Genomic DNA, 20,776 nt, shown 5'->3' on the forward strand with positions numbered 1-20,776 from the left:
TTGCAGCCCGCCTACGAAAACTTCTCTGCGCTCTCGCCCACGCTGCTTGCGCTCGCGCTGCCGGCGCTGGTGGTGATGGTGTGGGGGGCCGTGAGGATCTTCGGCGGCGGGGAGATGGTCTTGGGGAGGGTATGGACCTCCGGGGAGGCCTCTACTGGGGGCGTGGGTTACACGCCGAGGGGCTTTTCCAACGCGCTGCGCACGGTCTTCTCGGACTTCTACCGGCCGAAGGAGGAGGTCGTGGGGCGTCTGTACCGCTCGCGCACGCTCTTCTGGCTCGAAGGTAGCTTCTACGAGTGGGCATCCGGCGTCCTCCTCGGGGTGACGCGGAGGATGAAGAGGATCCAGTCGGGCAACCTCTCGGCGTACCTCCTGTACGTCTTCGTGGTCCTCATGCTCGTGCTCGTCTACGCCTCGGCCGGGTAGACCGTGATCCGCAGGCTGCGACACGCTCCGGGTCCGGAGGAAACCAGCTCCCTCAGGGTCGCCCGGGCCGACGTCCTCGGCTCGCTCTCCTCCGGGGAGTGCATCTTCTGCCGGCGGGAGGGCGAGTCGGTCGGGCGGTTCTTCTTCTGGTACCTGCACGAGGGCTATTCCCAGCCGGAGAACGTGGAGCGACTGCGGCGATCGGGCGGGTTCTGCCCCGCTCACACCTCCTTCCTGATCCAGCAGGCCGTACCTCAGACGGTCGCGAGCATCTACCTGCCTCTGATCTCCGCGGCGGCGGAAGACCTGCGCGGAGAGGGAGGTGCCTTCTCTTTGGAGGCCCCGTGTCCGGCGTGCACCGCCGCAAGACGGGGTCGGGAGAACCTCCTGCGCTCGCTCGTATCCTCCCTGCGAGACGGTGAGGTGCGCGGCGCCCTCCGCCGCAGCCGGCCCCTCTGCCTTCCTCACCTGCTGTGGCTCGCGCCGGCCCTCTCCTGGGACGAGCTCGCCTTCGTGGTCGGGGTGATGCTCGACGAGATCCAGGAGGGGATGCGCACGGACTCCCTCTCCACCCCGCTTTGGGGATCACCACATCCCGGGGAGAGCCCCCCTCCCGAAGCCACACCCGCTACCAGCGGCACACCTGGAAGGGGCTGGTCTCCGGCCGTGGCGGAGCTCAGGTTCGACCTCTCCCGCCCCGGCTGCCCCGTATGCCGGGCGGAGGAGGAAGGGCTGGGACGCTACCTGAGCTGGCTCTCACGGGAGGTCGCGGAGCACCCCCACCACCGCTGGGAAGAAGCCCTCGGGCTCTGCGGGGAGCACGGACGGGCCTTCGGAGAACTCTCGGAGGCTTCCGGTAGGCTTCTCACGGAGCTCGCCTCCCGCTGGCAGGAGAAGCTCGGCGCGCTGGGGGATGCCCTGCGGGAGGAGAGGCCCCCGGAAGGTTTCCTCCCCCGTCTGGCACGCCTGCCCACCCTTTTCGGGAGCCTGCGGCGCGAGTCCGCGGCACTCCCGGCGCTCCGTCAGGCGCTCGTACGGTCGTTCGAGCCGCGCAAGAAGGTTCTGCAGAGGCTGCGCGGTCCGGTGCTGCAGCGCTCGCCGTGTCCGGCGTGCCGCAGCGCGAAGACGGCCGGGAGGTCGAAAGCGGACCTCCTCTGGCGCGCCCTCTCCGACCCGGAGACCCGCCGCACCTACGAGGAGTCGAACGGGCTCTGCCTGAGACACCTTCCACCGACGCTCTCGCTCTGCGAAGATGGTGCGGCAAAAGAAGTGCTGTCGGGCACGGCGAGGAGCAGGATGCTGATCCTGCAGTGGGAACTACGCGAGTACCAGCGCAGGCAGAGCTGGAACGCACGGTACGAGAGAAAGGGGCCCGAGCAAGACGCCTGGCTCCGGGCCGTGGCGGCCTGTTCGGGGATCACTGGGGAGGTGAAGCCATGATGGAGGTCACGATACCGGGACGCGGCCCCCTCACCTGGGAGCACCTGGTGCTGGATTTCAACGGAACGCTCGCCCTGGACGGAGCACTGCTCCCGGGCGTCGCCACCCGGCTGAGGAAGCTCTCCCGAAAGCTGGAGCTGCTGGTCATCACCGCCGACACCTTCGGGAGCGCCTCCCGCGCCCTCGCCGGGCTCCCGCTGCACCTGGAGGTTCTCGGCGAGGGGGTACAGGGCGAGAGAAAGGCCGCGGCGGTGCGCAGGCTGGGCGCGGAGAGGACCATCGCCGTCGGCAACGGCGCGAACGACGCCGCCATGCTCGAGGCGGCCGGTCTCGGGATCGCGGTCCTGGGCGGGGAGGGCGCCGCGCGCGGCGCCCTCCTCGGAGCGGACGTCATCGCCCCGGACATCCGCTGCGCGCTCGACCTCCTGCTCCTCCCCGGGAGGCTCGTCGCCACCTGGCGCCCCTAGGGATAAGAGCCGGGTGACCTCAGTAGGCTTCCTCTATCTCCAGGACGGTTATGTACCCCGGCTCCCCCGCCTCCACCGGATAGCCCTCGACCAGAAACCCCGAGACCCTCACGTGCTGCCCAGCGTACGCTCCGAGGTCTTCGGTGTCGCTCCTCAGGGCGTAGGCCACGTCCTCCTCGTCCTCGTCGAGGAGCGCCCACTCGGTACCGTAGGTGTGCCTGAACTCGGCATCCTCCACCCTCTCCAGCATACCCTCGGCTTCGACCTGCTGCTCCTCCACGGTCTCACCTCCATCTCGCTCGTGCAGCTCTCCTCCCTCTCTCTCTGCCTACCCCGAACCTCCTCCCGGCAAAACAAACTCAGCACGAACCGTCCGCCCGCCGCCGCGCGGCGGCAAGATCAGAGACCACCTGCTCCCTGAGTCCCTCGTAGTCCCCCCTCCCCCGCAGCCTCAGCAGATACGCCGGATGGTAAGTGGCGATCGCCGGGAGGCCGAGGTTCGAGTCGAAGAAGCGGCCCCGGCCGCGGCTCAGGGTGAACGAGCCCCCGAGGAGCGCCTTCGCCGGCACGCCCCCCAGGAGGACGAGGACCCGCGGACCGACGATCCCGAGCTCCTCTTCGAGTATCTCGAGCCCTTCCCGGATCTCGGCGGCGCGCGGCGGCCGGTTGGAGAGACGCCCGCCCCGCTCCTTCGTCGGCCGCACCTTGACTACGTTGGTCACGTAGACCCCGGACCGGTCGATCCCGGCTTCCTCGAGCAGCTCGTCGAGGAGCCTCCCCGCCCTTCCCACGAACGGCCTCCCGCGCTCGGCCTCTTCCCTGCCCGGCGCCTCCCCGACGATCGCCAGATGCGCCCCCACCGGCCCCTCCCCGAAGACCGCACCCTCCCCGAGGCGCTCGACGGTCCTCCCTTCGAGCCTCTTGAGCTCCCCGGTGGATCCCATGCTTCCCGCCGCTCCCTGCGGAGCAGGCTTTCCCTTACGTCCCCTCCTCGTCGGGCTCCAGCAGGTCCTGCACCGGCACGTCCGGGTCGAAGGGGTAGGGCTCTATCTGGCTCGATCCACACCTGGGACAGGCGAGGTGATCCTCCTCCGGCTCGACCGGGCTGAGGCGCGCTCTGCTCTCCGGGAAAACGTGCCGACAGATCAGACAAACGAACCTGGCTTCTGCCATCTTCTCCCCTTCCGTCTCCCGATCAAGACAGCGGGCGGAGAGAAGGCGAGACCCTCCGCCTGGTCTTCCACCCCTGACTCTACCACGCTCCCGATCGCCCGAAACCGGACCCTCGATCCCCGAAGGCGGGCCGCACCTCCCCCACCACCCCGCCGTGCAGGTCGTGCACCGGCGCGGAGAGCAGGCCGGGCGGCACCCCCACCCCGCGACGGGCGAGCGCCCCGGCGGCAGCCGGTCCCACGGCCCTCTTCGCACCGTCGGAGACCTTCAGAGCGAAGCCCCAACCTCCTTCGGGGCTCCCACAGGCGAAGACGCCCTCGGCCCCGCTCTTGGCGACGAGCGGAGCCCCCCGCATGAGGTCGGTGTCGAAGCGCCCGGTCCCGGCGACGAGGTAGGGATTGTGCATCATCGCCTCCCGGACCCGCCGCGCCGCCTCCGCAATCCCGCCGCAGAGTCCCTCGCCGGTGGCGAGACGGGCGAAGCCTGTGGCGAGCGCCCGCAGAGGGAGCGCGAAGGTCTGCACCCCGCAGTTGTCGCGGGCGGGCGAAAGATCCCCCTCCGGGACCCCGCAGACCCGCGCGAGCACGGCCCTCACCCCGCGCTGCACCGGGTGTTCGAGCTCCTTGTAGCCTGCGACATCCCACCCCCGGTGCACGCAGAGCGCGAGCATCCCGGCGTGCTTGCCCGAGCAGTTGCCGTGCACGGGACGCGGCCTCTCCCTGCTCCGGGCGAGCGCCTCGGCGGCGGGCCCGTAGAGCGGAGGATGCGCCCCGTTGCCGAGGTCTTCCTCCCCGAGACCGGCCTTGCGCAGGACCGAACGGACGGCCTCCACGTGCGCCTCCTCCCCGCTGTGCGAGGAGCAGACGACGGCGATCTCCTCCTCCCCGAGCCCGAAGCGGTCCGCCGCGCCGGAGACGAGGAGGGGCAGGGCCTGGAAGGGCTTGGCCGAGGAGCGGGGGTAGACGGGGACTTCCGGATCCCCCACCGCCTCGAGAACCTCCCCCGAGGGATCGCAGAAGACGAACCTGCCGCGGTGGACGCTCTCGACGAGAGGCCCTCGGGTCACGGTCGCGAGCGGGACGTCCTCCCGCATCTTACTCCCCACAGAGCTCGATGATGCGCAGCGAGATCATGTCCTGCGCCACCCGCAGGCGGGCCATCGCCGCCGCGAAATCCTCCTTCTTCCGGTAAGAGACCGCCTCCTCGAAGAGCGCGCGCACCTCCTCCAGGAAGGGCTCGTCCTTCCCGCCGGGGCTCTTTTCGTTCAGGCTGGCGCGGGCCATCGCGAGCAGCGACTCGGTGCGGCGGTTCGGCATCCAGAGCGCCGCGATCGCCCCCTCCAGGTAACCTCCGACCCGCAGCAGGTGCGCGACCCTCACCCCGGTCGTCCCCCCGCTCATCCGAACCACCGCCGGATGTTCCCGGAGAGGATGCCGGAGACCTCCTCCTCGCTCAGACCCGCCGCCCGGCAGGAGGCGAGGGTGGCGTGCAGGGTCGAGGGGAAGTCCCCGTAGGGGATGTCCGATCCGTAGCAGACGCGGGCCGGATCCACCGAGCAGAGCAGCACGTAGAGGTCTTTCGCCCTCACGACCGAGGTGTCGAAGAGGACGTTCGGATTATCGGCGAAGGCGCGGGAGGCGGTGAGCACCTCGACCATGGCGGAGTGGCCCAGGATCAGGCGCAGCTCCGGGTGGGCCTCCAGCGTCGGCAGCAGCGGCTCGACGATCCTGCCCATCCCGAAGCCGGTGTGGATGAGGACCGGGATGTCGGCCTCGGCGGCCATCCCGAGCAGCCTGACGACCCGCTCGTCGTCGAGCTCGAACCGCTGGCTCACCGGATGCAGCTTGAGGCCCCTGAAGCCCCGCCCGACGCAGCGCTCGAACTCGGCGTCGTAGTCGAGGTGGGGGTTGAGCCGGAAGAAGGGGACGAAGAGATCCGGGTGCTCCTCGAAGGCCCGCCAGATTACGTCGTTCGGTCCCGAGTAGTCGTCGCGGGCGTCGGGGTCGTTGAGCGGGAAGACGATGTTGCGCGAGACGCCGGCGGCCCGCATCTGCGCGATGAGCCCCTCGGTGCTCATCGCGTGGCCGTCCACGTCGGTGCCTATGTGCGAGTGGCAGTCGAAGATCTCGGTACCCGGCGGGATGCTTCTCCTGACGCGCTCCCACACCGGGGCCATCGCCCCGCTCGTGAGCGCCTCGACGCTGGTGGTGCGGGCCTCTCCCTCTGAGGCATCCATTACTGGCCTCCGTCCTCCTCTCTAGATCCAGGGCGAATGTTAGCAGAGTAAGACGTCGCCGCGGTGCGATCGAAAACCGCGTTCATCCGCCGGAGCGGTGCGAGAACCCGCTCCAGTAATCGAAGGACTCGGTCCCGTCGGGAGAGCCTCCCCCCTCCTTTGCGCCGTACACCATCACGTAGGTGAGGGTCCTCAGGTGGCCGAACTCCCTCAGGTCCGGGGTGGAGGGGATGCGGCTGCGCCAGGTGCCGGTGTCCACGAAGTAGCGCTCATCTTCCGCGTCGGAGGCGAGCAGCGCGAGCCTGGGATCGTGGGTGTGACCGGCGACGACGAAGCGCACCGCTCCGTCGCGCAGCGCGCGCTCGCGGGCTGCGAACGGGACCGGGCCGGTGCCGGTCTCCTCGCGTACGGCGTGGCGGGTGTAGAGTCGGGCGGCCCCGAGGGGGATCCCGAAACGCCAGCCGCGCAGCCCGAGGAAAGCCCTGACCGCGTCGAGGACGTCCGGGCGGCCCTTCCTCTCCAGACGCTCCATCTCCTCCAGCAAAAACGGGCTCTCCCGGATGGAATCGAGTATCCTCCCCGCCACGGGCTCCAGAAGCCCCCAGATCTCCTCCTCCGGCAGGCGGGATCCGCCGACGTTGAGCAGGAAGTTGAGCAGCGCCGACTGCGGACGCAGGTCGTCGAACTCGAGCAGGCGCAGGTAGACCGCCGCGAGCGTCTCGTCCGCGAGGATCTCCTCGTCCCCGTAGACCTCGCGGAAGACGCGCGGGAAACCGACGGCGACCTCGGTGGTGATGAAGTCCCCCAGGTTCGGTCGGGCGTAGTACGCGGCCGGGAGCTCGACCGGGAGCTCGTCCATCCCCCCGCAGTCCAGCGCAAAATTGTAGCGGTCGTACTCGTGGCCGTGGCGCACCAGCACCCTCGGGTCCTCGAAGAGGATCTGGTTCGGGAAGGGCTCGTCCTTCCCGCCGAGCCCGACGAGGCGCCGGATCTCCCGCCGCAGGCGCGGGGTGGCACCCGCGAGCCGGTCGTGGTTGCCGGTGATGTAGTGCAGCGCGGTGGGCACGGGGAACTCTCTCTCCTCCCCATCCTCCACGTAGCGCCCGGAGGCGAAGGCCCGCAGGGCCTCGAGGCTCCCGGCGACCTCCGGTTCAGCGGCGATCGCGGAGAGTATCTCGAGCGCCTTCGATTCCACGGCGGAGCCGGAACCGTCCTCCCCGAAATGGTACGGTCTCTCCTCACCCGAGAACCAGAGGTCGGTACGGTTGAAGTCGAAGAGGTCCCCGGCGAGCACCAGGTCCACCCGCTCCGCCCGCCGGCGTTCCGCCTCAGAGGCCAGCGTGGCGACGAAACGCCAGAAGGCGCGAGACGGAGCGTTGCGGGAGAAACCGAGCGAGGAGCCGCCCTCCCCCTCTATGCGATCCGAACGCTCCTCCTCGAAGTGGCTGTCGGAGATCACGGCCAGCATGGGAGCATTCTAGAGGCGGGGAGCGCCTCCTGCATACCTCGTTTACTGGCCGCCTCTTCGCACGGCCTCTTCCTGCGTGTAGAGGGTGAGCATCGCCACCCGCGGCCCGTCGACGCTCTTGACCCTGAGCGTCGCCCCCTCCACCTCGACCGTGTCCCCCGGCCGAGGCGGACGCCCCAGCGCCCCGAGGACGTAGCCGCCGATGGTCTCGAAGTCCTCGCGGGGGATCTCGAGCCCGAAGCGCTCGTTCACCTCGCTTATCGGGATGCGCCCGTCGACCGCGAACACCCCGCGTCCGAGCTCCTCGACGGTCGCCTCCCCCGCGTCGAACTCGTCCCGGATCTCGCCGACGATCTCCTCGATTATGTCCTCAATGGTCACGAGCCCCTCGACCGAACCCCATTCGTCGACGACTATCGCCATCTGCAGCTTGCGCCGCTGAAACTCCCGGAGCATCTCCTCTATGCGTTTGTTCTCGGGGACGATGAGACACTCCCGGATCAGGGGCTCGAGCCTGAAATCCTCCGGGTTCTCCCGTGCCGCCCGGAAGATGTCCTTTATGTGCACGACCCCGAGGATGTGGTCGAGGTCCCCCTGGTAGACCGGGTAGCGGGTGTAGCGCCCGAAGACGGCGCGCTCCACGAGCTCCTCCAGCGGCAGGTCGCCGGGCAGGGCGACGATGTCCGGTCGAGGCACCATGATCTCGCGCACGACCATGTCCCCGAAATCGAAGACGTTCTCCAGGTAATCACCCTCCTCGGGCTCGATGTACCCCGATCGCGCCGAGGAGGCTATGAGGAAGCGAATCTCCTCCTCCGATGGCACCTCCGAACCCTCCCCGAGCCGGATGCCCCACGGCCTCAGGACCAGGTTGGTCGCGGCGTTGACCAGCCAGCTCATCGGCCGCAGGATCACGACGAACAGGTGCAGCGGACGGCTGATCCAGAGCGCCGCACCCTCGGCCCGCTCTATGGAGAAGTACTTGGGGGCCTGCTCGGCGAAGACGAGCTGGAAGAAGGTTATTATCGAGAAGCCGATCACCACCGAGACGACCCGGATGAGGCCACCGTCGCTCACCCCGACCGCCGCGAGCGCGGGGCGGATGACGGCGGAGACGGCCGGCTCGCCGATCCAGCCGAGAGCGAGAGAGGCCATCGTGATCCCGACCTGCACCGCCGAGAGGTAGGTGTCGAGGTTCTTGAGCGCGCCGTGCACGCTCGCCGCCCGCGCGCTGCCTTCTTTCTCGAGCTGCGCGATGCGGCTCTCCCGTACCCGTACCAGCGCGAACTCGGCCATGACGAAGAAGCCGTTGAAGGCGATCAGGACGATGGCGGCGAGTACGCCGAGCCAGGATAAGAGAGGGTCTTCGTGCATCTCTAGCGGCCCCTGAACCTCGGGCCTGCCGTATTATCCCTGAAAAGCTCACACATCTTCGTCTCTTTCGTGATTATACCGTGGAAGGCGGGCGGCGCACCGCCCCCGGGAGCGGCTAGAATCATCGCGTGACACACGAATCTTCTTCGAGAAGGGCGGCGGGCATCCTGCTCCACCCGACCTCGCTCCCGGGGAACGCCGGCATCGGGGAGCTGGGGGAGGAGGCGCTGCGCTTCGTGCGGTTTCTGCGCAGGGCCGACCAGCGCCTCTGGCAGGTCCTCCCGCTCGTCCCGACCGGACCCGACGGGTCGCCCTACTCCTCGTCCTCTGCCTTCGCCGGCAACCCCCTGCTCGTGAGCACGGGGCGGCTGGTGGAAGAAGGCCTGCTGGAGGAGGGGCCGGAGCCGACGCCGGAAGACGCCCCGGTCGACTACCCGCGTCTGATCTCTTCTCGCAGAAAGCTCCTGTACCGTGCCTTCACCCGCTGGCGCCCGGATGACAACTTCCTGCGCTTTCGGGAGGAGAACGCCTGCTGGCTCGAGGATCACGCGCTCTACGAGGCCCTGAGAGAAGCCCACGGCGGCAGACCATGGACGCGCTGGGAACCCGCCCTGCGCGACCGAAGACCGGAGGCGCTGAAGCGGGTGCGCAGGGAGCTCGCAGAAGAGATCCGTTACCACCAGTTCGTCCAGCACCGCTTCCAGAGGGATTGGGACCGGGTCAAATCGGCGGCGAACGCGGCGGGTGTCCAGATCATCGGGGACCTCCCCATCTTCGTCTCCCGCGACTCGGCCGACGTCTGGGCCGACCGCCGCCTCTTCCGGCTGGACGATCGAGGGGAGCCCGCCGCTATCGCCGGGGTTCCTCCGGATTACTTCTCGGAGACGGGCCAGCTGTGGGGCAACCCGCTCTACGACTGGGAAAGGATGGAGCGGGAAGGCTACCGGTGGTGGGTTTTGCGCATGAAGCGCGCCCTCACCCTCTACGACGCGGTGCGCGTAGACCACTTCCGTGGGTTCGAGGCCGGCTGGGAGGTCCCGCCGGGCGAGAAGACGGCGAAGAACGGCCGCTGGGCGCCCGGCCCGGGGAGGAAGCTCTTCCGGAGGCTCGAGGAGGAGCTCGGGGAGCTCCCCGTGATCGCGGAGGACCTCGGCGAGATCACACCAGAGGTCGAGGAGCTGCGCGCCGGGCTGGGGTTCCCGGGCATGAAGGTCCTGCAGTTCGCCTTCTCCTCCGACGCCGCCAACCCCCACCTCCCGCACAACCACACCGGGAACTGGGTCGTCTACACCGGGACCCACGACAACGACACCACGGCCGGCTGGTGGCACGATGCCTCCCCCGCCGAGCGCTCCTTCGTCCGCCGTTACCTGGGGCGGGAGTTCGTCTCGGTGTGGGACTTCGTGCGCCTGGCCTACGCCTCTCCGGCAGACCGCGCGATCGTCCCGATGCAGGATCTCCTCTCGCTCGGGTCCGAGGCCCGGATGAACGACCCGGGGAATCCCGAAGGGAACTGGCGGTGGCGGATGTCCCGGGAGGCGCTGTCGGAGGAGCTCGCCGAGAGGCTGCGCGATCTGGCCGCAACCTACGGCCGCTAGAGCCAGCGCAGCTGGCCCGGGGGCCAGAAGATGAGGAAGGCCTCGCCCTGCAAGTCGCTGTCGGGGACCGCCCCGAAGAAGCGGGAGTCGAAGGAGTTCGCCCGGTTGTCCCCCATCGCGAAGAAGTGGCCGGGCGGCACCTTTACCGGCCCGAAGGAGCAGGTTCTGGGTCTCCCCGGGACGCAGGGGTTCTTGTGGATGTAGGGCTCTTTCTGCGCGACCCCGTCCACGTAGAGCACGCCGTGTTTTATCTGGATCGTATCCCCGGCGACGCCGACGACGCGCTTTATGAGATCCTCGCCGCTCCCGTTCGGATCCTTGAAGATCACGATCTGCCCCCGCTTCGGCGGCTCGAAGCGGTAGATGAACTTGTTCGCCAGCACCCTGTCGCCGACCATCAACGTCGGCTCCATGCTCGCGGATGGGATGCGGTACGCCTCGACGATGAACGGCCTGACCACCCCGAAGACCAGAACGAAGGCGACGACGAGGGTGATGACAAACTCGCCGACCGGCCCGCCGAACCTGCCGCGGCGCTCCGGCCGCTTGCCCTGGTGTGAGAGATTATCGCTCATGCAACCCGTCAATCGTACCGCAGCAACCCCGATCGTGCACGCACCACACGGGCTCACAGCCACCCGAAGCGCCCTGGTGGCCAGAAGACGAGGAAGACCTCACCCTCCAGAGCCCTCTCCGGGACCGCCCCGAAGTAGCGGGAGTCCTCGGAGTCGGTGCGGTTGTCCCCCAGGACGAAGACCTTCCCCGGAGGCACGGTGACGGGGCCGAAGGGTGCGGGCTCACCCCCCTTCACGTAGGGCTCCCTCCGGGGAGCGCCATCCACGTAGAGCACGCCGTGTTTTATCTGGATGGTGTCCCCCGGCAGCCCGACGATGCGTTTGATCAGGGGGGCGCCGCCCGGGTCTTCGGGGTTCCGGAAGATCACGATCTGCCCCCGCTTCGGCGGCTCGAAGCGGTAGACGAACTCGTTCGCCAGAACCTCGTCGCCGGGCCGCAGCGTCGGGATCATGCTCCCCGTCGGGATCCAGTAGACCCCGACGACGAACGGTCCGAGAATCCAGAAGAGAGCGGCCAGAACTGCGGTGAGGACGAGCGAGAAGCCCGGCACCCCGATCCTCCGTCCGGACGAGGTCTCGAAGCGCCGGTAGGGGTCTCTCGCCGCCACGGAGGCTCAGGATACCATCACTCCCGGGGATCCCGACCGGTCGGAGGATCGTCTCGGGGCTCGGCGTGGATGACGACGTGCTCGAGATCCGGGAACCGCCCCCGTATCGCCTGCTCCATACGCTCGGTCAGAGCGTGCACCTCCCCCACGTTCTCCGAACCGGGGAAATCGCAGTGGAGCACGGCGTCCACACCGTCCTCCGAGCGGTACAGCCGCACCTCGTGGCAGCCCGCTCCCCTCCCCACCCCTTCCGCCACCCGCTTTATCTCCGATGCAAGGTGGGGCAGCTCGGAGGTGATCTCCTTCGCCTCCCCCGCGGGCTCCGGTTCGGCGACCTCGATGTGGGTGTTGACCCGGCTCAGCTGCGGGTACCGCCCGCGCACCGCCCGGCCGAGCCGGTTGGCGAGCGCGTGGGCCTCCCCGAGGGTGAGTTCCGGAGAGACCTCCAGGTGCAGCGAAGCCTCCAGATGTTCCCCGGAGCGCTGCACCCGCTCGTGGTGGGTCCTCAGGCCCATCTCGAGCGCCGTCGCATGGATAGCCTCGGCGAGCGTCTCGGTGTCGGTGACGACCGGTTCGGTGTGCACCACGCTCTCCACCCGCGGGTCGACGCCGCGCACCGCCTCCTCGACCCGCTCGGAGATCTCGTGCGCCTCCGGGGCGCTGATCGTCCGCGGCACGGTTATCACGACGTCGGCGAAAGCCCGGCTCCCGGACTCCCGCAGGCGCACGGAGGGGGTGTCGATGACGCCGGGGACGGAGGAGGCGGCGCTGCGCACCCTCTCCTCCATCTCCTTCGGCGCCCGATCGAGCAGCACGTTGACCGAGCTGAAGAGCAGCTCCGTGGCCTTGTAGAGGATTATCCCGGCGACGGCGAGCGCGGCCAGCGCGTCGGCGTTCGCCAGGATACCGATCCCGGTGGCCCTCCCGAGCGCGACCAGCGCGAGCCCGACGATGACGGCGGAGGAGCTCAAGAGGTCGGCCCGGAAATTCAGCGCGTCGGCCTCGAGCGCCCGGCTGCGGTAGCGCCGGGCCACGCTGAGCAGGATCCGCGAGCGCCAGAGGTCCGTCAAGATCGCCAAAAGCATCACCCCGAACGCCGCCGGGGTGGGCCGTACGTGGCTACCTTCGAGCAGGAGACGGATCGCCGCCTCATAGGCGATCCAGGCCGCCGTCACCAGAAGCAGCACCCCCTGTATTACGGCCGAGAGGTTCTCGAACCGCTCGTGCCCGTAGGGGTGCTCCTCGTCCGCCGGTCTGCGGGCCACGCGTACCGAGACGAAGGTTATGAGCGAGGAGACGAAATCGAGCCCAGAGTGCGCAGCCTCGGCCAGAAGCCCGAGGCTCCCGGTGAGGAGCCCCACCGCAAGCTTCAGGCACGCGAGGAAGAAGGATGCCCCCACCGAGACGAAGGTCGCCCGGTCCTTCTCCAGCCGCTCTCTGTCTTCCTGCCGGCCCATCGCCTGAGTTTAACACTCTCCCAGGGGTGAAAATCGCGCTTTTTGCGGGGCTTTCTCAGGCCTTCGGGGTGCGGGCGGAGAAGCGCCGCCAGAGCAGGTAAGCGACCGCGAGGACCACGCCGAGGACGACCAGATAGTCCAGGTAGTGCAGGTAGGATCCGACCCGCTCCCAGTTGCGCCCGAGGAAGTACCCGAAGTAGGTGAGCGCGGTGACCCACGGGATGCACCCGAGCAGGGTGTAGGCGGAGAACCGGACGAGGTTCATCTTCGCCGCCCCGGCCGGGAAGGAGATGAACGTTCGCACCACCGGCAGGATACGCCCGACGAAGACGACGATCTCCCCGTAGCGCTCGAACCACTTCTCGGCGGTGGCCAGGTGGTGCGCCCGGACGCCGACGAAGCGCCCGTAGCGGAGCCAGAGCCCCCGGCCGCCGGTCGCGCCGATGGCGTAGGCGATCCAGGAGCCGACCATGTTGCCCGCCACCCCGGCGGTCACCGCCCAGAAGAAGCTCATCTTGCCGGCGAAGACCAGATACCCGGCGAACGGCGAGATCGCCTCGGAGGGGATGGGTATTCCCATGCTCTCGAGGATCATCAGCGAGAAGACCGCGAGCAGCCCGTAGGCACCTATCGTTCCGGTGACCCACTGAACGAGGGGCTGCAGGATGGCTTCGACCATGCAGGAAAGCTACCATCGAGGCACGGAGATTTCCACCCGTGGGGTTATCCGGAGCGTGACCGAGGACGTATCATGTGTTCGAAGTGCCTTGCCGCCACGACCAGAGGGAGTAGCGAGGATGCAACACCTGCCACACGTCATACAGCCGATAGCGCCCTATCTCGACCGGTACGGCTACCTCGCGGTCTTCGGCGGCGTCATGCTCGAAGATTTTGGCGTCCCATCCCCCGGCGAGACGCTCATGATCGCCGGTGCCGCCGTCTCCGCGCTCAGCGGACGCCTGTTCGTCTGGTGGGTCCTGCTCGCCGCCTTCCTCGGGGCCGTCATCGGCGACAACATCGGCTTCGCGATAGGACACTTCGGGGGCCGCGCTCTGGTGCTCCGCTACGGCCGCTACGTCTTCATAACCGAGAAGCGGCTGCAGAAGGCGGAGAGCTTCTTCGACCGGCACGGCGGCAAGGTGGTGCTGGTGGCCCGCTTCGTCGAGGGGCTGAGGCAGCTCAACGGGATCATAGCGGGCGCGGCCGGGATGAGGTGGCGCAGCTTCCTGCTCTACAACATGGCCGGGGCCGCGCTGTGGGTTGGGGTGTGGGGTAGCGTCGGCTACTTCTTCGGCGACCACCTGGACCGGGTGCTGCCGCTCGTCGAGCGCTACACCCTCTACGTGGTCGCCGCAGCACTCCTGCTCCTCGCCGCCGGGGTCGCCTACACGCTCTACCGAAAGAAGAAGGAAGGGGGAGCCTAGCCCGCCTCATCATGACCCGTCCTCAGCGCGAGGGCGCAGACGAGAGCGCAAAGCGCGCATCCTCCCACCATCCCGGCGAGCCCTCCCCACCCGCCCCGCGCGTACGCCGACCCGCCCGCCGTCCCGCCGACGCTCGAGCCCAGATAGTAGAAGAGCAGGTAGAGCGAGGCGGCGTACGCCCGCATCCTTCCGGCGATACCGCTCACCCACCCGCTCGCGATCGAGTGCGTCCCGAAGAACCCGAAGGTGAAGACGGCGACCCCGAAGAGGATCAGGGCGAAACTCCTCGAGACGGTGACCGCGAGACCGCAGAGCATGAGCGAGAGCCCCGCCGCCAGCGCCCTACCCCGTCCCGCACCATCGGCGAGACGGCCCATCAGGGCCGAGCTCGCCGTGCCGAGCAAATAGAAGAGGAAGACCCCCGAGGCCTGCGCCTGGCCGAGGCGGTACGGCGGGGCCTGCAGCCGGTAGCCCAGGTAGTTGTACACGGCGACGAAGCCCCCCATCGCAAGCGCCCCGATCGCGTAGAGCAGGAGGAGGCGACCGTCGCGCAGACACCACAGCAGGGCCCGGCCCACGCCCACGAGCCCGACCTTGCGGGGCCTGAAGTTCCGCGCGGGCGGCAGGAGCCTCCAGAAAGCGGCACCCGCGACGAGGGAGACCCCACCGAGGACGGCCAGCGCCACCCTCCACGAGAAAGCCTCCGCCAGAAGCCCCGACGCGATGCGGCCGGCGAGCCCGCCGACGCTGTTGCCAGCGATGTAGAGCCCGACCGCGGAGCCCAACCTCTCGCGGCTCACCTCGTCCCCGAGGTAGGCCACCGCGACCGCCGGCACCCCGGCGAGGCACACCCCCTGCAACCCACGCAGCAGGACGAGCAGGGCGAAGTCCGGTGCAGACGCGACGAGCAGCATCACGAGGGAGGAGGAGAGAAGCGAGAACGTCATCACCGGCGCCCGTCCCCAGCGGTCCGAGAGCGCGCCGAAGACGGCCAGGCAGACGGCGAGCGTCCCGGTCGTCGCCGAGAGCGCGAGGCTCGCCGCCGCAGGACCGAGCCCGAACTCACCGGAGAGCGCCGGTAGCAGCGGCTGCACGCCGTAGAGCATCGCGAAGACCGCGACACCGGCGAAGAACAGGGCGAGCGAGGCACGTCCGAAGCCGGGGGTACCCGGTGCAAGCTTTCCGCCCTCACGCATGCATCCAGCGTACCTCCCCGAGAGAGAACATGCACGCGGCGCCTGCGCCCTCACGTATAATCGCGGCAAGAGAGGAGGCACGTGGACAACCGGCAGATAGCCAGAACCCTGCAGACGATCGCGACCCTGATGGAGATCCGGGGCGACGACCACTACCGGGTGCTCGCCTACCAGCGGGCGGCCGAATCGGTCGCCTCGCTGGGCCATCCGGTCGCCGAGGTGGAGGATCCGAGGGAGCTGCCGCACGTCGGCGAGACGACGGCCGGGGTCATCCGCGAGCTGGCGCAGGGCCGCACCCCCGGGATCCTCTCGGAGCTCGTCGAGGAAGTTCCCGCCGGCCTGGTCGAGGTCACCAACCTGCCCAACGTCGGGCCGCGTACGGCGGGCAGGCTCTGGCGCGAGCTCGGCGTGGAGAGCGTGGCGGACGTGGCGAACCTGAAAGAGGGAGCCATCGCGTCCCTGAAGGGCTTCGGGAAGAAGAGCGAGGAGCGCATCCTGCGCGCCGCCCGCACCTACGGCTCCACCGAACGCCGCATGCTGCTCGACGAGGCGACCTCCCTCGCCGCGAGGATGCTCGATTTCATCCGCTCCCACCCCGCGTGCGAGCGGGCGGAGGTCGCCGGATCTCTCAGGCGTCAGAAGGAGACGATAGGCGACCTGGACCTGGTGGCAGCGAGCACCGACCAGGAGAACCTGGCGGACGCCTTCGCCGCGGCCCCGTTCGTGGACGAGGTGCTGGCCCACGGCCCGACGAAGGTCTCGGTCCGTTGCGCGGGTACGGAGGTGGACCTCCGGATCGTCGAACCCGAGGCCTTCGGCTCTCTGCTGCACCACTTCACCGGCAGCAAGGCCCACAACGTCGCGCTGCGCGAGCGGGCGGTCAGGATGGGGCTGAACATCTCGGAGTACGGCATCGCGAAGGCCGGCAGCGGCCACTACGAGCCGGTCGCGACGGAAGAAGAACTCTACCGCAGGCTCGATCTGCCCTACATCCCGCCCGAGCTGCGCGAGGACACCGGCGAGATCGAGGCGGCCGAAGAGGGCCGCCTGCCGGAACTCATCGAGCTCTCCGACATCCGTGGCGATTTGCACGTCCACACCGACTACTCCGACGGCAGGGGCACGATAGAGAGCATGGCCGAGGCGGCCATCGAGCTCGGCCACGAGTACCTCGTCTTCTGCGACCATTCGAAGAGCCTCAGGGTGGCCAGCGGCCTCTCCCCCGAGAGGCTCGCCCGCAAAATAGAGGCCGTGCGCGCCGCCGACGCGAGATACGACGAGATACACCTCCTGTGCGGCGCGGAGGTCGACATCCTCAAAGACGGCACGCTCGACTACGAAGACGGGCTGCTCGCGGAGCTCGATCTGGTGGTGGCGAGCGTGCACACGGCGTTCAACATGCCCGAGCGGGAGATGACGGACCGCATCGTGCGGGCGATGAACAACCCCTACGTCCGGGTGCTCGGGCACCCGACTGGCAGGCTCCTCAACCGCAGGGAGCCGTACGCCGTGGACGTGAGCCGCCTGATAGCGGAAGCGGTCTCCACAGGCACCGCCCTCGAGCTCGACTGCTACGTGGACCGGCTCGACCTCTCCGTCCCGTACGTGCGCGAGGCGGTGGAGGCGGGGGCGAAGATAAGCATCGACACCGACGCCCACGACGAGGGCGCGCTCTCGTTCATGCGCTTCGGGGTCTCGCAGGCCCGCCGGGCATGGGTCGGGAAGGCGAGCGTCGTAAACTGCCTGCCCTGGACGGAGTTCGAGCGCTACCTGAAGCGCGGGAAGTAACCCGCAGCACCGGCGGAATGTATACTCACCCGGCATGGGCAAGGAGCGCACATCCCCTGAATTGGACTTCGGCATCCGGGTCGGGGCCGTGGTCGAGCGGGACGGCAGGATACTGCTGGTCCGCCACGAGAAGCCGGGGCGAGAGCCCTACCTGGTGCTCCCGGGAGGGAGGCTCGAACCACGGGAGACCATCCCGGAGTGCGCCGCGCGCGAGCTCGCCGAGGAGACCGGGCTGCGCGGCCGCTTCGGACGGATCCTCTACGTGAGCGAGTTCTTCGACGAGGGGCGCCACACGGTGGACATCACCGTGCTGATGGAGGAAGTACACGGGGAAGCGACCCTCGGCCACGACCCGGAGGTGGAGCCAGGAGCGGCTCCGACCCTGAAGGGGCTCGTCTGGGTCGAGACCGGGAGGCTCGGCGAGGCCAACATGCTCCCTCACAGCATAAGGGACCGTCTCGCACGCGGGCTCCTCCGGGAGGAACCGGAGATCTACCTGGGAAGTGGTCGGGATAACTAGCGCGGCGAAAACCCTCCTCCTCGTGGTCGTGCAGGACGTGGTGCTGGCCGCCATCGTGATAGCGATCTTCCTCACCGGGGTGTTCGTGCTGCGCAGCGCCGGACGCCGGGTTACCTACTCGCTGTCCTCGCTGGGCCTCAGGCGGCCACGCAACGGGATCCTGCGGGGCGTGGGGCTCGGGGTCGCCACCGGCCTCGCGGGCATCCTCGTGGAGACCGTGGCGAACCCCATCAGCGTCCTCGTGCTCCGGCACTTCGGCTACTCGGCGAAATCCAGCATCCAGCAACCGTTCATGCAGGGGCTGGAGGGCTGGGTGCGCCAGAGCCCCGGGGTCGCGATCCCGGCGATGATCGCCGTCGTTGTCCTCTTCGGACCGGCCGTCGAGGAGCTGGTCTTCCGCGGGGCGATCTTCAACGGGCTATACCGCCTCGGGGCGCTCCTCTCTTCCCGGCTCCGTCTGAAACGCGGGCGGGGCGTGTCCTTCTGGGTGGCGGCGATCGTATCCTCCTCGCTCTTCGCCCTGCTGCACCTGGAACCCGTGATCTTCCTCTCCATCTTCGTCCTCGCGCTGCTTCTGTGCTACGTCTTCTTCCGCACCGGGAGCATCCTCACCTCCTTCGCCGCCCACGCGACCTTCAACTCGCTCGCCGTGATCGTCATAATCCTCGACGGTCTCAGGGTGCTGAACCTGCCGGTCTGATAGTGCAGGTCCGCCCTTTCGCGACGACCGCGGCGCATGTATCATGAGGTCGTAGCATCCCGCGCCCTGGACGGCCCGGGTCGTGCGGTACGGAAGGTGATGATGCCCGGCTCGGTACGCAGCTCGCTGCTCTTCTGGTGGCTCGCCGCCATGGTGGGGGCGCTGCTGATCTGTTGCCGCCCGGCCCGGGGGCCGGAAGGGCCGTGGCACCTGAGTCTGGTCGCCCACGGACCCGCGGCGCAGGAAGGCACGTTCCTGAGCCGTGCGGGGGATCGACGAGCGCAAGCCGCGGCGCCAGCGCTTTCCCCCGACGGGCCGGCAGGAGGATCTGCGGCGAGGTGGGAATTCGCCTTACACCACCCGCCGGCCCTGCCGCACAACGCACCGCGGGCCGGCAGTAACCCGACGGGGGCGACCGACTCACCGCTCGAGGGCACGCCGCTACCGCTACTCACGGCGGTGCTGGCAGCGGTGTCCGGAATGCTGCCGCCTCCGCCGACCGCCCGCAGGGATTCCTCACGTACGTCCTGCCCTCCCGGCGCACCCTCCCCGACCATCGAGCATCCCGGATAACCCCTCGCCAAGAGAAGGGGCGGCAGAACGCCCACGCGGCGACGGAAGCCCGGCGAGAGCAGGGAGGCGATCATCATGAACACAAACGTGAAACCCAAAGAGTACAGCGCAAGGACAAGATGCGTGCTGCTCGTCCACGGCAACGAACTCTTCCGGGAGGCCCTGGCCCTCCTGCTGCAGTGGAAGACCAGCTTCAAGCGCAGCCTGCAGGCCTCCTGCCCCGAGGAGGCCCGCTCGCTGCTCGGAGAGCTCCGCGAGGGACCGGATCTGGCGATATTGGACCTCGACGCCCTCCCGCTGGAGTACCGTGAGGATCCGGGGAGGATCGGCTGGCTCACCGGGGTACCAGTGGTCGGGCTCACCTCCGGCAAGGGGAAGTACGAGGCGGCCGAAGGGTGTGTGATTCTCAGCGTCTCGAGCTCAGCCGAGAAGATAGTGGCGGCCGCCAGAGAACTCGGGGAACGCGGATGAACATCCTCTACGATCACCGAACAGGGAACGGCCCTCAACCATCTGCGCCGGGCACCTCACCGATGTACCTGGCCCTCGGCCGTATGAGGCCCCCGGACGCGTACTGCTCGATGGCGTGCCCCACCCATCCGACCGTCCGCCCGACGGCGAAGAGCGCGACCGCAGCGCCGGGCGGAAGCTCGAGCGCCCGCGCGAGCACCACCAGCCCGAAGTCCAGGGTCGGCCGCTCCCCCATGATCTCCAGCACGGCCTCCGCAACCTCTTCCGCGAAGGCGACCGCGCCGCTGCCGGGGAGCCTCTCCCGGAGTATCCGCATGATCTCAGCCCCGCGAGGGTCCCCCGCGGGGTAGAGCACGTGCCCGAAGCCAGGAACTCCGTCTCCCCGCCGGAGACGCCGGACTATCGCATCACGCGCATCGCCGGCATCCTCGACCTCCTTCAGGAAGACCTCGACGAGGTCGAGCGCCCCACCGTGCTTCCTCCCCTGCAGGGCCGCGAGCCCCGCCAGAACGACCGCGTAGGGGGTGGCCTCCGCCGAGGCCGCGCAACGCGCGGCGAACGTTGAGACAGCGAGCTCATGGTCGGCGCAGAGGATGAGCACAGCCTCCAACAACCGCCCGTCCCCGGCATCCCACCCGCGCCGCAACGTCTCTGCCATCCCGTCCCCCCCACACTCCTCACCGGCGACCGCCGCCATCGTGCGCAGGATGCGCGCCCCGGTTCTCGCTACAGCCTCCGGACGCAGGTCGTAGGCCGCGAGGTCTTCTGACGCAGCTACCGGTAGGATCACCTGGAAAACCTCGAGCGGCGTAAGATGCCCCACCTGCTCGCGTGCCGCTCGCAGGCGCGAAGAAAGCCCGGAAGGGGCCCCGCCGAAGACCTCCGATACCCGCCCTTCGTCTCCTAGCCAGATCAGGGCGGCCACCTCCTCGAAGGTCGCCCGGCGGGAGAGCTCCACCGCGTCCCTGCCCCGGTAGTAGAGCCGGCCCTCCGAGATCCTGGCGATGCCGGACTCCATCACCGGCACCCCCCACCCGAGTATCCCCTCCACAGCCCGCGCCGGATCCCGCCGCACCTCCCTCCGCCGCTTCAGCGCCCTCACGTCCTCCGCCCGGTAGCGCTTCTTCCTACCCTCACCCGGCTCCGAACGCACCAGCCCCCGGCTCACGTACGCGTACAGCGTCCGTACGCTCACCCCCAGCTCCTCCGCCGCCTCCCTCGCGCTCAGATACCGCCCTTCGCTCATGCATCGGCCTCCTCTCCAATTACATTGATTATATTA

General features: G+C 68.8%; 22 protein-coding genes and 1 pseudogene. 9 read left to right on the forward strand and 14 right to left on the reverse strand.

Going from position 1 to position 20,776, the window contains the following annotated elements; all coding sequences use genetic code 11:
• The 3 genes and pseudogenes from AC6EKW_RS09185 to AC6EKW_RS09195 form a co-directional block, all read left to right on the forward strand.
• Nucleotides 1-426: pseudogene (locus AC6EKW_RS09185) on the forward strand (hypothetical protein); the annotation flags it as partial.
• 3 nt (nucleotides 427-429) lie between these two features.
• Entirely contained in the window at nucleotides 430-1,866 is a 1,437-nt protein-coding gene (locus AC6EKW_RS09190) for a hypothetical protein (protein ID WP_273887606.1), read from the forward strand.
• A complete protein-coding gene (locus AC6EKW_RS09195) occupies nucleotides 1,863-2,333 on the forward strand; it encodes an HAD family hydrolase (RefSeq protein WP_273842967.1) in 471 nt (156 codons plus the stop codon). Before AC6EKW_RS09190 ends, AC6EKW_RS09195 begins: the two co-directional genes overlap by 4 nt.
• 19 nt (nucleotides 2,334-2,352) lie before the next feature.
• Here the strand turns inward: AC6EKW_RS09195 and AC6EKW_RS09200 are convergent, their stop codons facing one another.
• The 8 genes from AC6EKW_RS09200 to AC6EKW_RS09235 form a co-directional block, all read right to left on the reverse strand.
• Nucleotides 2,353-2,613: a hypothetical protein gene (locus AC6EKW_RS09200; protein WP_273887607.1), complete on the reverse strand. Its 261-nt coding sequence runs from the start codon at nucleotides 2,611-2,613 to the stop codon at nucleotides 2,353-2,355.
• 79 nt (nucleotides 2,614-2,692) lie between these two features.
• Nucleotides 2,693-3,277, reverse strand: a complete 585-nt coding sequence (locus tag AC6EKW_RS09205; RefSeq protein WP_498514254.1) for a uracil-DNA glycosylase — start codon at nucleotides 3,275-3,277, stop codon at nucleotides 2,693-2,695.
• A 34-nt stretch (nucleotides 3,278-3,311) separates the two neighbouring features.
• Nucleotides 3,312-3,506, reverse strand: a complete 195-nt coding sequence (locus AC6EKW_RS09210) for a hypothetical protein (RefSeq protein ID WP_273887610.1) — start codon at nucleotides 3,504-3,506, stop codon at nucleotides 3,312-3,314.
• A 79-nt stretch (nucleotides 3,507-3,585) separates the two neighbouring features.
• Nucleotides 3,586-4,599, reverse strand: a complete 1,014-nt coding sequence (locus AC6EKW_RS09215) for an asparaginase (RefSeq protein WP_273887611.1) — start codon at nucleotides 4,597-4,599, stop codon at nucleotides 3,586-3,588.
• A gap of 1 nt (nucleotide 4,600) precedes the next feature.
• Nucleotides 4,601-4,906 carry a hypothetical protein gene (locus AC6EKW_RS09220; RefSeq protein ID WP_273887612.1) on the reverse strand — a complete coding sequence of 102 codons (306 nt, stop codon included), beginning with the start codon at nucleotides 4,904-4,906 and terminating at the stop codon, nucleotides 4,601-4,603.
• Nucleotides 4,903-5,742 (reverse strand): amidohydrolase family protein, encoded by an 840-nt coding sequence (locus tag AC6EKW_RS09225; RefSeq protein WP_273887613.1) that lies wholly within the window; start codon nucleotides 5,740-5,742, stop codon nucleotides 4,903-4,905. Before AC6EKW_RS09225 ends, AC6EKW_RS09220 begins: the two co-directional genes overlap by 4 nt.
• A gap of 82 nt (nucleotides 5,743-5,824) precedes the next feature.
• The gene (locus AC6EKW_RS09230) at nucleotides 5,825-7,210 is read right to left on the reverse strand and encodes a metallophosphoesterase family protein (RefSeq protein ID WP_498514255.1); all 1,386 of its coding nucleotides are present in this window, start codon (nucleotides 7,208-7,210) and stop codon (nucleotides 5,825-5,827) included.
• A gap of 42 nt (nucleotides 7,211-7,252) precedes the next feature.
• The gene (locus tag AC6EKW_RS09235) at nucleotides 7,253-8,584 is read right to left on the reverse strand and encodes a hemolysin family protein (RefSeq protein WP_273887615.1); all 1,332 of its coding nucleotides are present in this window, start codon (nucleotides 8,582-8,584) and stop codon (nucleotides 7,253-7,255) included.
• A gap of 128 nt (nucleotides 8,585-8,712) precedes the next feature.
• On the opposite strand from AC6EKW_RS09235, the gene malQ reads away from it, so the two are divergent.
• Nucleotides 8,713-10,182 carry a 4-alpha-glucanotransferase gene (malQ, locus tag AC6EKW_RS09240; RefSeq protein ID WP_273887616.1) on the forward strand — a complete coding sequence of 490 codons (1,470 nt, stop codon included), beginning with the start codon at nucleotides 8,713-8,715 and terminating at the stop codon, nucleotides 10,180-10,182.
• Here malQ and lepB (AC6EKW_RS09245) read toward each other — a convergent pair.
• Genes lepB (AC6EKW_RS09245) through AC6EKW_RS09260 form a run of 4 tightly spaced genes read right to left on the reverse strand, consistent with a single transcriptional unit; the run spans nucleotide 10,179 to nucleotide 13,501 of the window.
• On the reverse strand, nucleotides 10,179-10,757 hold the full coding sequence (lepB, locus tag AC6EKW_RS09245) for a signal peptidase I (RefSeq protein ID WP_273887617.1): 579 nt from the start codon (nucleotides 10,755-10,757) through the stop codon (nucleotides 10,179-10,181). The two genes, malQ and lepB (AC6EKW_RS09245), sit on opposite strands and share 4 nt — an antisense overlap.
• A gap of 53 nt (nucleotides 10,758-10,810) precedes the next feature.
• Complete coding sequence (gene lepB / locus AC6EKW_RS09250) at nucleotides 10,811-11,365, reverse strand: signal peptidase I (RefSeq protein WP_273887618.1); 555 nt, start codon at nucleotides 11,363-11,365, stop codon at nucleotides 10,811-10,813.
• A gap of 17 nt (nucleotides 11,366-11,382) precedes the next feature.
• Complete coding sequence (locus tag AC6EKW_RS09255) at nucleotides 11,383-12,822, reverse strand: cation-efflux pump (RefSeq protein ID WP_273887619.1); 1,440 nt, start codon at nucleotides 12,820-12,822, stop codon at nucleotides 11,383-11,385.
• A 55-nt stretch (nucleotides 12,823-12,877) separates the two neighbouring features.
• Nucleotides 12,878-13,501, reverse strand: coding sequence for a DedA family protein (locus AC6EKW_RS09260; RefSeq protein ID WP_273887620.1), 624 nt, complete (start codon nucleotides 13,499-13,501; stop codon nucleotides 12,878-12,880).
• Nucleotides 13,502-13,619: 118 nt separating this feature from the next.
• Between AC6EKW_RS09260 and AC6EKW_RS09265 the strand changes: the two genes are divergently transcribed.
• A complete protein-coding gene (locus AC6EKW_RS09265; protein WP_498514256.1) occupies nucleotides 13,620-14,246 on the forward strand; it encodes a DedA family protein in 627 nt (208 codons plus the stop codon).
• Here the strand turns inward: AC6EKW_RS09265 and AC6EKW_RS09270 are convergent.
• On the reverse strand, nucleotides 14,243-15,442 hold the full coding sequence (locus tag AC6EKW_RS09270; protein WP_498514257.1) for an MFS transporter: 1,200 nt from the start codon (nucleotides 15,440-15,442) through the stop codon (nucleotides 14,243-14,245). The genes AC6EKW_RS09265 and AC6EKW_RS09270 overlap by 4 nt on opposite strands.
• Nucleotides 15,443-15,523: 81 nt before the next feature.
• Here AC6EKW_RS09270 and polX point away from each other — a divergent pair, with 81 nt between their 5' ends.
• From polX to AC6EKW_RS09290, 4 genes are all read left to right on the forward strand, one after another.
• Nucleotides 15,524-17,230, forward strand: a complete 1,707-nt coding sequence (polX, locus tag AC6EKW_RS09275; protein ID WP_498514258.1) for a DNA polymerase/3'-5' exonuclease PolX — start codon at nucleotides 15,524-15,526, stop codon at nucleotides 17,228-17,230.
• Nucleotides 17,231-17,291: 61 nt separating this feature from the next.
• Nucleotides 17,292-17,750, forward strand: coding sequence for an NUDIX domain-containing protein (locus tag AC6EKW_RS09280; protein WP_498514259.1), 459 nt, complete (start codon nucleotides 17,292-17,294; stop codon nucleotides 17,748-17,750).
• Nucleotides 17,734-18,450: a CPBP family intramembrane glutamic endopeptidase gene (locus AC6EKW_RS09285; protein WP_273887625.1), complete on the forward strand. Its 717-nt coding sequence runs from the start codon at nucleotides 17,734-17,736 to the stop codon at nucleotides 18,448-18,450. The genes AC6EKW_RS09280 and AC6EKW_RS09285 overlap by 17 nt, the downstream gene beginning before the upstream one ends.
• Nucleotides 18,451-19,098: 648 nt before the next feature.
• On the forward strand, nucleotides 19,099-19,494 hold the full coding sequence (locus tag AC6EKW_RS09290) for a hypothetical protein (RefSeq protein ID WP_273887626.1): 396 nt from the start codon (nucleotides 19,099-19,101) through the stop codon (nucleotides 19,492-19,494).
• A 34-nt stretch (nucleotides 19,495-19,528) separates the two neighbouring features.
• Here AC6EKW_RS09290 and AC6EKW_RS09295 read toward each other — a convergent pair whose 3' ends face one another.
• A complete protein-coding gene (locus AC6EKW_RS09295; RefSeq protein WP_273887627.1) occupies nucleotides 19,529-20,740 on the reverse strand; it encodes a citrate/2-methylcitrate synthase in 1,212 nt (403 codons plus the stop codon).
• Nucleotides 20,741-20,776 lie beyond the last annotated feature (36 nt).

The organism is Rubrobacter sp. M3-4 (assembly GCF_059772285.1).